The following is a 12,953-nucleotide window of genomic DNA, read 5'->3' on the forward strand; positions in this document are numbered from 1 at the left end:
TTCCTTACAACGTAATCGCTTCAATTAAACCTTGCTCTTGGAGTTGGCCTTGCATTGATAACGCCAATACAGCCATACGAACTGCAATACCATTAGTTACTTGTTTCAAAATAACCGACTGGTCTCCATCAGCAACACTTGAATCAATTTCTACACCACGATTCATCGGTCCCGGGTGCATTACAATACAGTCCGGTTTAGCTAAACCAAGACGTTCTTTGTTTAAACCATACATTCTGTAAAATTCAGACTGTGAAGATAATGCCGGAGAGTCAATACGCTCATTTTGAATACGTAAAGCAATAATCACATCACAATCTGCAATTCCAGCATCCATGTTGTTAAACAAGCGAACATGCTCGCCATATTCAGAAAAGCCCACCGGCAATAATGTATTCGGTGCAATCACACGAATATCTTTACAGCCCAATGTTTGCAGTGCAGCCACATCTGAACGAGCAACACGAGAGTGTTTAATGTCACCAATAATGGCAACGCTTAAATCTTCAAACGGTTTTTTAGTTTCACGGCGAATAGTCAGCATATCGAGCATCGCTTGCGTTGGATGTGCATGACGGCCATCCCCTGCATTAATAATTGCGACTTTTGGACATACATCTTTAGCAATGAAATGTGCAGCACCCGAAGATGAATGGCGAACAACAAAAATATCCGCTGCCATTGCTTCAAGGTTCCAGAGCGTATCACGCAGAGTTTCACCTTTTGAAGTACTTGAACGTGCAATATCAATGTTCAATACATTGGCAGACAAACGTTTAGCTGCTGCTTCAAAAGTAGTACGGGTACGAGTGGAGTTTTCAAAGAAGAGATTCATAACCGTTAATCCCTCTAAGAGCGGACGGTTAATTAAATTATTATTATCATCTAAAAAGCTTTGTGCGGTATCTAAAATCTTGGTGAGGTTTTCTTTTGAAAGTCCCTCAATCGTTAAAAAATGTTTTAAATTTCCGTCTTGATTGAGCTGAACCTGGCTCGGTTGATGCAACGCTGCAATATGCATAATGGATTCCTATGGGTCGAATCGCGAAAACGTGCATAGTGTAGCTGAATTCCGCTCTTTTCGCAGAAGAACTTTACAGAATAAGGCCCTAAATTGACCAGAAAATTTAGAACCTTATTGGCAATTACCTTAATGCACCAATGTAATGGTGTGGAACTTGTGCGCGATAAATATCTTCGGCGGTAATTTCCGACTCTTCTTCGACTTTCACAACAGCAATTTTTTCTTTTTGAGAAGGCTCAGATATTGTATCAAGCAACGATTTCAATCGCTCAACACATCGTTTTAATTCGTCATCTTCAGTTTCTAGTGCAAGCGCAATGACATATTTGGCATAATCTTTATTTTGAACCATGTACATTGCATCTATTACCCGCCCCGTCACTCTACGCATGCGCACATAGACCTGTGTGGCTACCGAGAAAGCATCGGCATTGGCAATAAAACCATTCCCCATCATGTCTTTCATTTATTATTACCCCATCACTTTAAAATAATAAAATGGTTAAAAAATAGCTTTGTTTGTTAAATAAATAACCATTGATGGGATAGAGTTAGCAAAATACATACCACTTTTACTGTATTAATCTATAAAAATCAGTTTATTGGTTGGTTTGTGATAGGTTGCAATAATTTAAAAACCTTTACACATCAAAATAAGTTAAACTTTGCATCGTTAATATTTATATGTTTTGGTCAATCGAGTTTATGAATACCTCTTTACGTTTAAACCACTATTGGATTACTTGTGCTGATGGTTTAGAAGCCCTCTTACAAGAAGAAATAGAACAGCTTGGCACCAAAGTGACAGAACGTAAAGCAGGACGTTTAATCATTGAAGGAACGCTTGAACATGCTTACCGCATCTGTATGTGGTCACGTCTTGCTTCTCGTGTTTTACTTCCAATTCATACTTATGAACTTGAACACACACATGATGCACGTGATGTCGCTGAAGAGCTTTATGAAGGTGCAATTAGCTTTGACTGGTCACTTATTTTTGCACCACAAAGTACTTTCGCTATTCGTTTACATGCAGAGCGTGAAATTAAGGTTAACACTCAATTTGCCACACTTAGAGCAAAAGATGGTGTTGTCGATTCCTTTATGGAAGCTGTAGGTCGTCGTCCAAGCATTGACACCAAACAACCAGAAATTACGCTCTATGTTTTAGCAGGTAAAACTGAACATACCTACTGCCTAGATTTATCTGGTGATTCATTACATAAACGTGGTTACCGTCGTTATATGACGGATGCGCCAATTAAAGAAAACCTTGCTGCGGCAATCTTACAAAAAGCTCAGCTTCAGCAACGTAAGCCAGAGATCGTGCTCGACCCAATGTGTGGTTCAGGTACATTTATTATTGAAGCATTAATGATTTTGACTGACCGTGCACCAGGACTTGTTCGCCGTTTTGGTTTTAATGGTTGGCATGGTCATGACCGCGAACTTTGGCTTTCACTTAAAGCTGAAGCAGCAGAACGTCATGAAAAAGCGCTAGAATTACCTTTACCTAAATTTTATGCCTACGATGCAGATTGGGAAGCGGTAAAAGCGACTCGTGAAAATATTATTGCAGCGGGCTTTGAAAAAGTATTAGGTCAAATTCAAATTGAAGAACGTACTTTAGCTGACTGGCCTGATTTTTCTGCTGAAGGCAAAACTGCATTTATTGTGACAAACCCTCCGTATGGTGAACGTTTAGGTGATAAAGCATCTAACCGCTCTCTTTACTTAGGCCTATCTGCACTTTTACAAAAACATTTCCCAAATCAGTATGCAGCTATTATTGCAGCCCAAATTGAACAAGCCGATGTTTTAGCATTTGAAGCGCCTGAAACCTTGCGTTTAATGAATGGTAAGTTACCGATTTACATTCGTTTTGGTTCAATTAAGCCAGAAAAAGTAACTCAGCCATTTTTAGCAACTTGGCAAGCTCAACCTATTGAAATGGAAGAAGCTCAAGATTTTGCTAACCGTCTGCAAAAAAATATGACTGCCTTGAAAAAATGGGCAACCAAAGAAAATGTTTATTGCTTACGTTTGTATGATGCGGACTTACCTGACTTTAATGTCGCTGTAGATTTATATGGTGATCGCTTACATGTTCAGGAGTATGCACCACCAAAAACGATCGATCCTGAAAAAGCAAAAAAACGTTTTAATTTGGCACTCGCTGCGATTCGTGCTGTTACCGGTTTAAACCGCGATGCCATCTTTATTAAGACGCGTGCGCGCCAAACAGGTACTAATCAATATACGAAACAAAGCACAGCTTCAAAACGCTTTATCGTTCAAGAAGGTAAAGCTAAAATTTTAGTGAATCTAACAGATTACCTAGATACAGGTTTATTCCTTGACCACCGTCAAATGCGTTTACGTATTGCTCAAGAAGCTCGTGGTAAGCACTTCTTGAACTTATATAGTTATACGTCTACAGCAAGCTTACATGCTGCTTTAGGCGGTGCTGCAAGCACGACAAGTGTAGACTTATCTAATACCTACTTAAACTGGTCAAAAGAAAACTTCGTTTTAAACGGTCTTACTGTAGATCATGCAGATGAACAGCACATGTTCTTTGCGAGCGACTGTTTTGAATGGTTAAAAGAAGGTCATGAACAATACGATCTTATTTTTATCGATCCACCGACATTCTCAAACTCTAAAAAATTCTATGGTACTTTCGACGTCCAACGCGACCATGTTTCACTCATTAAACGTGCAATGAACCGATTAAACAGTGAAGGAACGCTCTATTTCTCAAACAACTATCGTGGTTTTGAAATGGATGAAGAGATTGAAGCTATTTTTCAGGTTGAAGAAATCACTTCTGAAACGATTGGACTTGATTTTAAACGTAATCAGAAAATCCACCGTGCATGGAAAATCCAGCATCCTGGTCTAGATCAATATTAATAAGATTAGAGGTTATTATTACTTCACGGTAATAATAACCTCACCATGAACATTTTTTGATTCAAAATCATATTTGGTAAATCGGTCTGCTCTTTCCGGTAACGCAATCATTTCCAGTTTCTTCTTTTCTTTACTATCTAGCACATGATTCTGTTTTTGTTCTTGATAAGGAGAAAGTACGCTCGTTCTAAGCGCATCCCATCGAACTTGCTGTAAATAATTATCGCCCAATGCCTGACGTGCTTGTTGTTGTTCTACCACAGGTTTTTTAGCATCGTCTTGAGCTTTTGCAATAATCACAGGTAAAGCTGCATTTACCGCTCCAGTCTGTGTCGCTAATGCCCCTTCACTCAGTGGCTGCGCTGCCAAAACATTCATTGGTATCAGCGTAATAAGGCCTAAAACACACAGCGCAGATCCTTGTTTATTGTTCATTGCATCTATCCTAAATTGTTATTGTTCGTTATATCGAACAAAATTAACAATTTTTTAAACATGTCGCAATCTTATAAATAGACTTCCCGACCATTAACATTGATCATTTTAAAACCTGAAATATTTCACACGTATTTTGTGAAGATTCACGTTGTTTTATAGATTTTTAACTCAGACCTGTACATCAGTGCCAACTCTATAGAAAATAAAAAAAAGAGAATATGTTTCCATATTCTCTTTTCGGTTTTAGCAGAAAAAGCTTAGCTGAGTTTCATTTTATCGAAGACCAAATGCCCATTTTCGCCTTTAACTAAAATGGTATCACCTGCAACAAAATCACCCGACAAGATTTTTTGAGCTAATGTGTTTTCAATCTGTTGCTGAATCGCACGTTTTAATGGACGCGCGCCATAGACAGGGTCGAAACCAGCATCAATCAATAAATCAAAGGCAGTATCATCTACAGTTAAACTCATGTCACGATCAACAAGACGTGAACGTAATCGATCCAACTGAATATCGGCAATACCACGAATTTGTGCTTTTTTGAGTGAATGGAAAATCACAAGCTCATCAATCCGGTTAATAAATTCCGGACGGAAATGCTGACTTACCGCATTCATTACAATAGTACGCACTTCATCGTCTGTTGCACCCTCACCTAGTTCACGTACATCTTGTGAACCTAAGTTCGAGGTCATCACAATGACCGTATTTTTAAAGTCAACTACTCGACCTTGTGAGTCTGTTAAGCGTCCATCATCCAACACCTGTAGCAAGATATTGAAGACATCTGGATGCGCTTTTTCAACCTCATCAAACAACACCACACTATATGGTTTACGGCGAACAGCTTCCGTTAAAACACCACCTTCTTCATAACCCACATAACCCGGAGGTGCACCAACCAAACGGCTCACCGAATGTTTTTCCATGAATTCACTCATGTCGATACGAATCATGGCATCATCGCTGTCAAACAAGAAGTTCGCCAATGCTTTGGTCAATTCTGTTTTACCAACACCTGTTGGACCTAAAAACAAGAATGAACCACTTGGACGATTCGGGTCAGACAAGCCTGCACGTGAACGACGAACCGCATTCGATACAGCTACGACCGCTTCATCTTGTCCAACAACACGGTCATGTAAAAACTCTTCCATATTAAGAAGTTTTTCACGCTCGCCTTGCATCATTTTAGCAACCGGAATTCCTGTTGCAGCACTAACAACTTCAGCAATTTCATTTTCAGTTACTTTAGTACGAATGAGTTTTGGCTCTTCGTTCTCTTCTGCAACTTCATCTTGCTCCAGTTGTTTTTGAAGCTCTGGAATTACGCCATACTGTAAACGTGCTGCCTCAGCCAAATCACCTTCACGCTGAGCTTTCTCAAAAGCAATACGGGCTTTATCAAGTTCAACCTGAGCCTGTTTAGTACCTTCTACCAAAGTTTTTTCAGACTTCCAGATTTCTTCAAGATCGTTGTATTCTTTCTCGACTTCAGCAATCTGTTTTTCCAGATGAGTGACTTCAGCTTTGCTGCCGACATCTTCATCTTTTTTCACCGCTTCCAATTGCATTTTTAACTGAATTAAACGGCGATCAAGTTTATCAAGCGCTTCAGGTTTAGAGTCAATCTCCATTTTAATACGAGAAGCTGCCTCATCAATCAAATCAATTGCCTTGTCCGGTAATTGACGGTCGGTGATATAGCGATGAGACATTTTCGCCGCAGCAATAATTGCAGAGTCTAAAATTTGCACACCATGGTGAGTGGCATATTTCTCTTTTAGACCACGCAAAATCGCAATCGTATCTTCAACACTTGGTTCATCCACCAGTACTTTTTGGAAACGACGCTCTAAGGCCGCATCTTTTTCAATATATTGGCGATATTCATCTAAGGTTGTTGCACCCACACAGCGCAATTCTCCACGAGCCAACGCAGGTTTTAACATATTCCCTGCATCCATCGCGCCATCACCTTTACCTGCACCTACGAGTGTATGTAACTCATCAATAAACAGGATGATTTCGCCTTCGTGTTTTGCCAAATCTTTTAAAACAGCTTTTAAACGTTCTTCAAACTCACCACGATATTTAGCACCAGCCAGTAATGAACCTAAGTCGAGGGATAAAACACGTTTATTTTTTAATCCCTCTGGCACTTCGCCATTCACAATACGCTGTGCCAAACCTTCAACAATAGCGGTTTTACCTACACCCGGCTCACCAATAAGAACAGGGTTGTTTTTGGTACGACGCGATAACACCTGAATGGTACGGCGAATTTCATCATCACGCCCAATAACAGGATCAAGTTTTCCAGATAGAGCCCGCTCAGTTAAATCAATCGTATATTTATTAAGTGAGTCACGTTGGTCTTCGTGATTATTGCTCATGACTTTGTCATTACCTCGAATATGTTCAATTACTTTGCGTAAGCTGTCGGGAGTTACACCTACCGCACTTAAAATATTTTTAGTTTCGCCTGTCTCTGCCAAGCCTAATAAAACCCAATCAGTTGATAAAAATTCATCACCTGCTTTTTGCGCATATCTGTCTGCCAAATTAAGCGCTTTAACCGCTTCTGGGTTTAAGTTGACATCACCCGTTGGATTGGCAATAGTCGGCGCATCTTTTATAGCTTGCTCAAGCTTTTGTTTAAGTTCAGGTAAGCGCGCACCTGCTTGTTGCAACAAACTAATATTTGATGGCTCTTCTAATAAGGTAGACAAAATATGAATACCTGCGATAGCAGTATGGTCTTTACCCATCGCTAAAGATTGAGCATCTGAGAGGGCTTGCTGCAAGCGGTTTGTAAATTTTTCAAAACGCATTCTTGTTATTCCTCACAACAAATTTGTACTTGTCTAATAGATGGGAACACTTCTTCGGATTTCAAATAAATTTTTATATATTTTTCATAATGTTATTTAAATAACAACGAGTAAAACTCCATTATAATATGGGATTGTTTTGTATATATTTCAAGTACAGTTCAGCTACATTTTATTAAAATGCTTGATTATTTAAATTCATGCTTATTCATACTACACTTTTCACAAAGTCTTCATTGAGAATTTAATAATTAAGCTTTAGTTTATCTGGCTAGTTTCCTACTCGTTTTGAAATGAAAAATGCACTTTAAACACATTATATTAACAACAACTTGTCTTTTTACTTCGGCACTGGCAATCGCTCAGCTTCCACAAGATTCCAGAAGACCCGGTGGAATTGCAGTTGTTCCTCTAAGTGCTGATATTACTCAGGTCACTTTTCAACAAAAGCCAGTTTTAATCAGTCAAGAAGATCAGCAACGTTATGCTGTATTTGGCATTCCGTTGTCTACTCCAATCGGCAGTATTCAGCTCGACACGAATAAAGCTCCGATTCAAGTAGAAGTTAAGTCTTATCCTTACGCTGAACAACGAATTAAAGTCACTAATCAAGATTATGTGAACCCTAATCAAAGTCAGTTAGACCGTTACGCTCAAGAAGCTAAAGAACAAAATGATGTATATACCTCATTTACACAAAGTTCATGGCAAACCCTACCAATATTTATACGCCCGACTTCAGGGAAATTTACCAACTCTTTTGGCAGAAAACGCTTTTTTAATGGTGAAGAACGCGCGCCTCACTCAGGGTTAGATATTCCAGCACCAGTAGGACAAAAAGTAGTTGCTCCTGCAGATGGTGTGGTTATCCAAACTGGATCTTATTTTTTTAATGGACAAACCGTTTTGATTGACCATGGTCAAGGTCTAATCAGCATGTTCTGCCATTTAAGCGCAATTAAAGTAGAGAAAGGCCAACACATCCGCCAAGGAGAAACACTAGGTTTAGTGGGCAAAACTGGACGTGTGACAGGCCCTCATCTGCATTGGGGCATGAGTCTTAATAATGCTCGGGTAGATCCTCAGCTTTTTCTAAATACAGCTCGTTAATTTAAAGCTTTACGAAAATACTTTGGCGCCTCGATATAGCCTTCTCTTAGGTAAAATTGATGTGCCAAAGGTCTTTGCATACCAGAATGAAGTTCCATTCTGTCACAACCACGTTGTCTTGCTAACCTTTCTGCTTCTTGCACCAGTAAATGTCCCACTCCTTTGCTACGCATCTTCTCGTCAACGCATAGATAACATATTTTGGCAAAGTCACCTTGCAAAGCTATTTGCGGAATAAAGTAAAGAGATAAAAAACCACAAATTTTATCCTCCTCTTCAGCAACTAAAATTTTTGAGTTAGAGTCATTATTTAATAATTCAAATTTTTCTTGAATAAGAGCGAGAGGTTGTAGATATCCCATCTGTTTGAGTAAGTCACATATTGTTTGAGTATCTTCCGATTTCGCAAAACGAATATTCACTTTTATTCTCCTTGTTATTTTTTAGTTATTTTTGACAATAAAAAAGCCAACTCTTATGTCAGCTTCTTTTAATTACTAGCTATCAAAAAACTGCCTTATTCTGCTTCAATAATTTCGAAGTCATGTGTAATTTCCACACCACCATCAGAAAGCATTTTACTCGCTGAACAATATTTCTCGGCAGACAATTCAACTGCTTTTGCGACCTGCTTTTCTTTCACAGCTTTACCAGTTACCACAAAGTGTAAGTGGATTTTAGTAAAGACAGCCGGAATTGCGTCAGCGCGCTCAGCTTTTAAGTTACACACAACATTCGTCACATCTTGACGAGATTTTTTTAAAATGGTCACAATATCAAACGAAGCACACCCACCAAGTCCCATTAATAGCAGCTCCATAGGACGTGGGCCACGGTTTTCACCACCATACTCAGGTGAGCCGTCCATGATGACACTATGCCCACTATCCGATTTCGCTTCAAAAGCAACATTCTCTAGCCAATGTACACTTGTTTGCATTGCAACTACCCAAAAAAAATTATAAATTTAAGCAGGGTCTGTTGACATTTCATCTATGGATTGCGTTATAGCTAAAAATTAATCCAAATAAGACGCAAAACCCAGACAATGGCAATCCTTTGTCCAGTTTTGTAATAAAGTTTGTGAAATTTCAGCCATAATCTGAGTTGCAATTAAAGCAGCGCAGGCATAGCGCAAGACCAAGTTATTTTGTACGTTCCATTGTTAAGATCTATTTATTTAGAATGGCTAAATTTCATAGTTCTTATTTGGTACGTCTAAAAGAATTGTCTTATGTCGCAACCATCTGTGAAATGTCAACAGGCCCTTGTTTTGTACACTAACATAAAATGAGTTGATAAGGAATTTCATCTCTTCTGTGTAATAGCTCATCTCGAGCTTGTGTGAATTGTTTACCCTATTCGGAACATATTAAGCATGACTTCAAATTTTTCACAACTCAGCACAGATGCTTTATCTCCGGGGCAACTACCTGAATCCGTTAAAGCATTGTTAAAACGTGCTCACATCAACAGATATCCAAAACGAACCACAATTGTTGATGCCGGAACAGAGTCAAAATCTTTATATTTAATTTTAAAAGGCTCAGTTTCAATTATTTTACGTGAAGATGATGAACGTGAAATTGTTGTCGCATATTTGAATCCGGGCGATTTCTTTGGGGAAATGGGGCTTTTCGAACCGAACCCTCAACGTACAGCCGAAGTTCGTACTCGTGATGTCTGTGAAATTGCAGAAATTTCATATGACAACTTCCACGAACTTAGCAAACAATATCCAGATTTAAGTTATGCTGTTTTTGCACAATTAGTTCGCCGTCTAAAAAATACGACACGTAAAATGACAGATCTTGCTTTCATTGATGTGTCTGGTCGTATTGCACGTTGTTTAATCGATTTATCTTCTCAGCCAGAAGCAATGATTTTGCCGAATGGTCGTCAGATTCGTATTACTCGTCAAGAAATTGGCCGTATTGTTGGATGCTCACGTGAGATGGTTGGCCGTGTACTCAAAACCTTAGAAGATCAAGGTATGATCCAAACTGATGGTAAAGCTATTCTTATTTTTGATGCTTCATTAGAAGAAAACCCTGTTTCTGATGATGACTACGACGATGAAGAATAATATTCTTTAAATTTTTAATAAAAAGCAAACTTCGGTTTGCTTTTTTTATATGCAACAATGAGTTAATACACAAAACTTACAAACTATTCTAATTTTATGATTTAAGTTGAATACATATTCTCCGTTAGGCTAACTCAAAATTTCCAAGGATTTCGCTGTATGCAATTTAACCCACTTAGTCGCACAGGCCTTAAACTTCCAGAAATTTGTTTAGGCACCATGACATTCGGCGAGCAAAACTCCCAACAAGAAGCTTTTGAACAACTCAATTATGCCTTGGCACATGGTTTATATTTTTGGGATACGGCAGAGATGTATTCTGTTCCACCCAAACCGGAAACCTACGGCGCAACTGAAACGATTATTGGCAATTGGTTTGCTCAGCACGGACAACGTGACAAAGTCTTTCTTGCATCTAAAATTGCAGGCCCAGGCTTTGGAGGAACCCACATCCGAGAAGGCCATACCCGCTTTAACAGCGACCATATCACCAAAGCCCTAGATGGGTCACTTAAACGCCTCCAAACGGACTATATCGATCTTTATCAACTGCATTGGCCTGAACGTCATACCAACTTTTTCGGTACGCTCGCTTATGGTAACCAACAAGCACAAAATGATTACGACACAACACCTCTAGAAGAAACATTACTCGCTCTACAAGAAGAAATTAATCGCGGACGCATTCGCTATATTGGTTTATCAAATGAAACCCCTTGGGGCACTATGAAATTTTTACATTTGGCCGAAAAGCTAGGTGTCAGTAAATTCGTAAGTGTTCAAAACCCGTATAGTCTTCTCAACCGCACCTATGAAATAGGTATGGCAGAGATTGCTAAATATGAAGATGTCGGCTTGCTCGCCTACTCTCCTCTGGCTTTTGGTTACTTAACTGGCAAGTTTAGAAATGGAGCCCGCCCTGCTAATGCTCGTGTAACACTATTTCCGCGTTTTAGCCGCTACAGTAACCCTCAAAGCGAATGGGCAACTGAACAATATGCGCAACTAGCAGAAAAGCATGGGCTAAGTTTGACTCAGATGGCTTTAGCTTTTATTAAACAACAGTTCTTTGTGACCAGTACAATTATTGGTGCCACGAATTTAGCCCAACTTAAAGAAAATATTCAGGCATTTGAAATTGAGTTACCTAGTGAAGTTCTAAAAAGTATTGAAGCTATCCATACCCAACAGCCCAACCCTGCACCTTAAATAAAAAACGGATGCTGAAGCATCCGTTTTCTTAATCTATAAAGAATTTTATAACTTATCTACGGCTATTATAAACTGCCATTGCTGCAGGTAAGTTTTTACGCATATCACCAATACGTTGAGCGTTTGATGGGTGAGTAGACAAGAAAGATGATCCACTGCCTTCAAGTTTGTTCATTTTTTCCCAAAGCGTAATCGCTGCATTTGGGTTATAGCCTGCACGCGCCATTAACATTAAACCGCCTTGGTCAGCACGGCTTTCCAAACTACGAGAATATGGCAGCCCCACACCCACTTGTGTGCCTAACTGAGCCGCAGCCGTCCCTAGTTGACCCACATTCCCACCATTAATCTGACTTAAGCCAATATTTAATGCTAAATCAGTTAAAGCTTGAGCACCAATTTTACTTTTCGCATGCTCTTCCAAGGCGTGAGTCATTTCATGGCCCATAACAGCTGCGATTTCAGCATCTGTCAGGTTCAGTTTATTCACAATACCTGTATAGAACACTACCTTGCCACCAGGTGCAACGTAGGCGTTAATTGTATCTGATTTCAACACCGCTAACTGCCAGCTAAATGGCTGACCAGTCTGATTCATCTGGTTTGCATATGGTTTTAAACGGTTGAATACAGCATTAATACGGTTATATGTACTAGAACTTGTATCGAGAGCACCCTTACCACGTGCTTCCTGCACCATCTTATTAAAACCTTGAGCAGATTGGGCATTTAAGGTTGCAGTATCTGCACCGGCCATGTCTGCTACTGTTGCACAGCCAGAAATGGTCATCACACTTGCTGCACACAAGCTTAAAAAGAGTTTTTTATTCATAATATGGATCACCTAATCGATAAAAAGCTGTTTATTCTTTTGCACTTATTATAAGAAATACCATTCATCCTTTGAATGTCTGATTTCTTCATGATCATAGTATTTATGTAACGATCAAGTCGATAAAGTCATTAAATAAATCCAGAAAATTAAACAGATTATATTTAAACCCAGATAAACATGACTTAAGGTCTTAACTTTGTCTTCAAGATTAGAACTTTGCCTTTTCCAGAGTAAATAACTATTTTGTATGAGGACGACAGGAATTAACACGCATGCGAACAAAACTGACAAGCTCATAAAAGCAGTCATAAAGAAATCTTCATGATATTTTTGCCCATAAATCACCAACATCGCTAGTGTGGGTGAACCTCCGATAGCAAATAAAAAAGAATAGAAAATTGTTTTTGAAATAGTTGGTTGCAGCTTCATCCTGAGCCCATCATTCCTTATCTATATAGAACGTTTTAATCTGAATCTGATAAAACGAAAACTGCA

Annotated in this window: 13 protein-coding genes; 4 read left to right on the forward strand and 9 right to left on the reverse strand. The window is 39.1% G+C overall.

The features are described 5' to 3' along the window. Positions 1–4 precede the first annotated feature (4 nt). Both pyrB and SOI81_RS11885 read right to left on the reverse strand, forming a co-directional pair. Positions 5–1,021, reverse strand: a complete 1,017-nt coding sequence (gene pyrB / locus SOI81_RS11880; RefSeq protein WP_016141676.1) for an aspartate carbamoyltransferase catalytic subunit — start codon at positions 1,019–1,021, stop codon at positions 5–7. Positions 1,022–1,145: 124 nt separating this feature from the next. Then, on the reverse strand, positions 1,146–1,490 hold the full coding sequence (locus tag SOI81_RS11885) for a hypothetical protein (RefSeq protein WP_239975733.1): 345 nt from the start codon (positions 1,488–1,490) through the stop codon (positions 1,146–1,148). Positions 1,491–1,729: 239 nt separating this feature from the next. On the opposite strand from SOI81_RS11885, the gene rlmKL reads away from it, so the two are divergent. Further along, a complete protein-coding gene (rlmKL, locus tag SOI81_RS11890; protein WP_239975732.1) occupies positions 1,730–3,940 on the forward strand; it encodes a bifunctional 23S rRNA (guanine(2069)-N(7))-methyltransferase RlmK/23S rRNA (guanine(2445)-N(2))-methyltransferase RlmL in 2,211 nt (736 codons plus the stop codon). A gap of 18 nt (positions 3,941–3,958) precedes the next feature. Here the strand turns inward: rlmKL and SOI81_RS11895 are convergent, their stop codons facing one another. Continuing rightward, positions 3,959–4,375, reverse strand: a complete 417-nt coding sequence (locus SOI81_RS11895; protein WP_239975731.1) for a hypothetical protein — start codon at positions 4,373–4,375, stop codon at positions 3,959–3,961. Positions 4,376–4,635: 260 nt separating this feature from the next. Beyond that, complete coding sequence (clpB, locus tag SOI81_RS11900; protein WP_005070314.1) at positions 4,636–7,215, reverse strand: ATP-dependent chaperone ClpB; 2,580 nt, start codon at positions 7,213–7,215, stop codon at positions 4,636–4,638. 300 nt (positions 7,216–7,515) lie between these two features. Between clpB and SOI81_RS11905 the strand changes: the two genes are divergently transcribed. Then, positions 7,516–8,325 carry a M23 family metallopeptidase gene (locus SOI81_RS11905; RefSeq protein WP_239975730.1) on the forward strand — a complete coding sequence of 270 codons (810 nt, stop codon included), beginning with the start codon at positions 7,516–7,518 and terminating at the stop codon, positions 8,323–8,325. Here SOI81_RS11905 and SOI81_RS11910 read toward each other — a convergent pair. The 3 genes from SOI81_RS11910 to SOI81_RS11920 all read right to left on the reverse strand — a co-directional run bounded on the left by SOI81_RS11910 (position 8,322) and on the right by SOI81_RS11920 (position 9,463). Beyond that, positions 8,322–8,747 carry a GNAT family N-acetyltransferase gene (locus SOI81_RS11910; protein WP_239968021.1) on the reverse strand — a complete coding sequence of 142 codons (426 nt, stop codon included), beginning with the start codon at positions 8,745–8,747 and terminating at the stop codon, positions 8,322–8,324. The two genes, SOI81_RS11905 and SOI81_RS11910, sit on opposite strands and share 4 nt — an antisense overlap. A gap of 95 nt (positions 8,748–8,842) precedes the next feature. Beyond that, entirely contained in the window at positions 8,843–9,265 is a 423-nt protein-coding gene (locus SOI81_RS11915) for an OsmC family protein (protein ID WP_004642007.1), read from the reverse strand. A 78-nt stretch (positions 9,266–9,343) separates the two neighbouring features. Next, positions 9,344–9,463 (reverse strand): hypothetical protein, encoded by a 120-nt coding sequence (locus SOI81_RS11920; protein ID WP_002121587.1) that lies wholly within the window; start codon positions 9,461–9,463, stop codon positions 9,344–9,346. A 240-nt stretch (positions 9,464–9,703) separates the two neighbouring features. On the opposite strand from SOI81_RS11920, the gene crp reads away from it, so the two are divergent. Further along, positions 9,704–10,411, forward strand: a complete 708-nt coding sequence (gene crp / locus SOI81_RS11925) for a cAMP-activated global transcriptional regulator CRP (RefSeq protein WP_016141682.1) — start codon at positions 9,704–9,706, stop codon at positions 10,409–10,411. A 159-nt stretch (positions 10,412–10,570) separates the two neighbouring features. Next, the gene (tas, locus tag SOI81_RS11930) at positions 10,571–11,620 is read left to right on the forward strand and encodes an NADP(H)-dependent aldo-keto reductase (protein ID WP_320540818.1); all 1,050 of its coding nucleotides are present in this window, start codon (positions 10,571–10,573) and stop codon (positions 11,618–11,620) included. Positions 11,621–11,675: 55 nt separating this feature from the next. On the opposite strand, the gene SOI81_RS11935 is transcribed toward tas, so the two are convergent. Together SOI81_RS11935 and SOI81_RS11940 are read right to left on the reverse strand one after the other, a co-directional pair. Next, positions 11,676–12,455: a M48 family metallopeptidase gene (locus tag SOI81_RS11935; RefSeq protein ID WP_016141684.1), complete on the reverse strand. Its 780-nt coding sequence runs from the start codon at positions 12,453–12,455 to the stop codon at positions 11,676–11,678. A 114-nt stretch (positions 12,456–12,569) separates the two neighbouring features. Beyond that, positions 12,570–12,887, reverse strand: coding sequence for a hypothetical protein (locus SOI81_RS11940; RefSeq protein ID WP_016141685.1), 318 nt, complete (start codon positions 12,885–12,887; stop codon positions 12,570–12,572). Positions 12,888–12,953 lie beyond the last annotated feature (66 nt).

Source organism: Acinetobacter pittii, assembly GCF_034067285.1.
In the GTDB taxonomy this organism is placed as follows: Bacteria; Pseudomonadota; Gammaproteobacteria; order Pseudomonadales; family Moraxellaceae; genus Acinetobacter; species Acinetobacter pittii_E.

Bases quoted from the DNA above. Each gene is read 5' to 3' on its own strand.
- pyrB (WP_016141676.1), bottom strand. From the start codon at position 1,021: ATGCATATTGCAGCGTTGCATCAACCGAGCCAGGTTCAGCTCAATCAA.
- SOI81_RS11885 (WP_239975733.1), bottom strand. From the start codon at position 1,490: ATGAAAGACATGATGGGGAATGGTTTTATTGCCAATGCCGATGCTTTC.
- rlmKL (WP_239975732.1), top strand. From the start codon at position 1,730: ATGAATACCTCTTTACGTTTAAACCACTATTGGATTACTTGTGCTGAT.
- SOI81_RS11895 (WP_239975731.1), bottom strand. From the start codon at position 4,375: ATGAACAATAAACAAGGATCTGCGCTGTGTGTTTTAGGCCTTATTACG.
- clpB (WP_005070314.1), bottom strand. From the start codon at position 7,215: ATGCGTTTTGAAAAATTTACAAACCGCTTGCAGCAAGCCCTCTCAGAT.
- SOI81_RS11905 (WP_239975730.1), top strand. From the start codon at position 7,516: ATGCACTTTAAACACATTATATTAACAACAACTTGTCTTTTTACTTCG.
- SOI81_RS11915 (WP_004642007.1), bottom strand. From the start codon at position 9,265: ATGCAAACAAGTGTACATTGGCTAGAGAATGTTGCTTTTGAAGCGAAA.
- crp (WP_016141682.1), top strand. From the start codon at position 9,704: ATGACTTCAAATTTTTCACAACTCAGCACAGATGCTTTATCTCCGGGG.
- tas (WP_320540818.1), top strand. From the start codon at position 10,571: ATGCAATTTAACCCACTTAGTCGCACAGGCCTTAAACTTCCAGAAATT.
- SOI81_RS11935 (WP_016141684.1), bottom strand. From the start codon at position 12,455: ATGAATAAAAAACTCTTTTTAAGCTTGTGTGCAGCAAGTGTGATGACC.
- SOI81_RS11940 (WP_016141685.1), bottom strand. From the start codon at position 12,887: ATGAAGCTGCAACCAACTATTTCAAAAACAATTTTCTATTCTTTTTTA.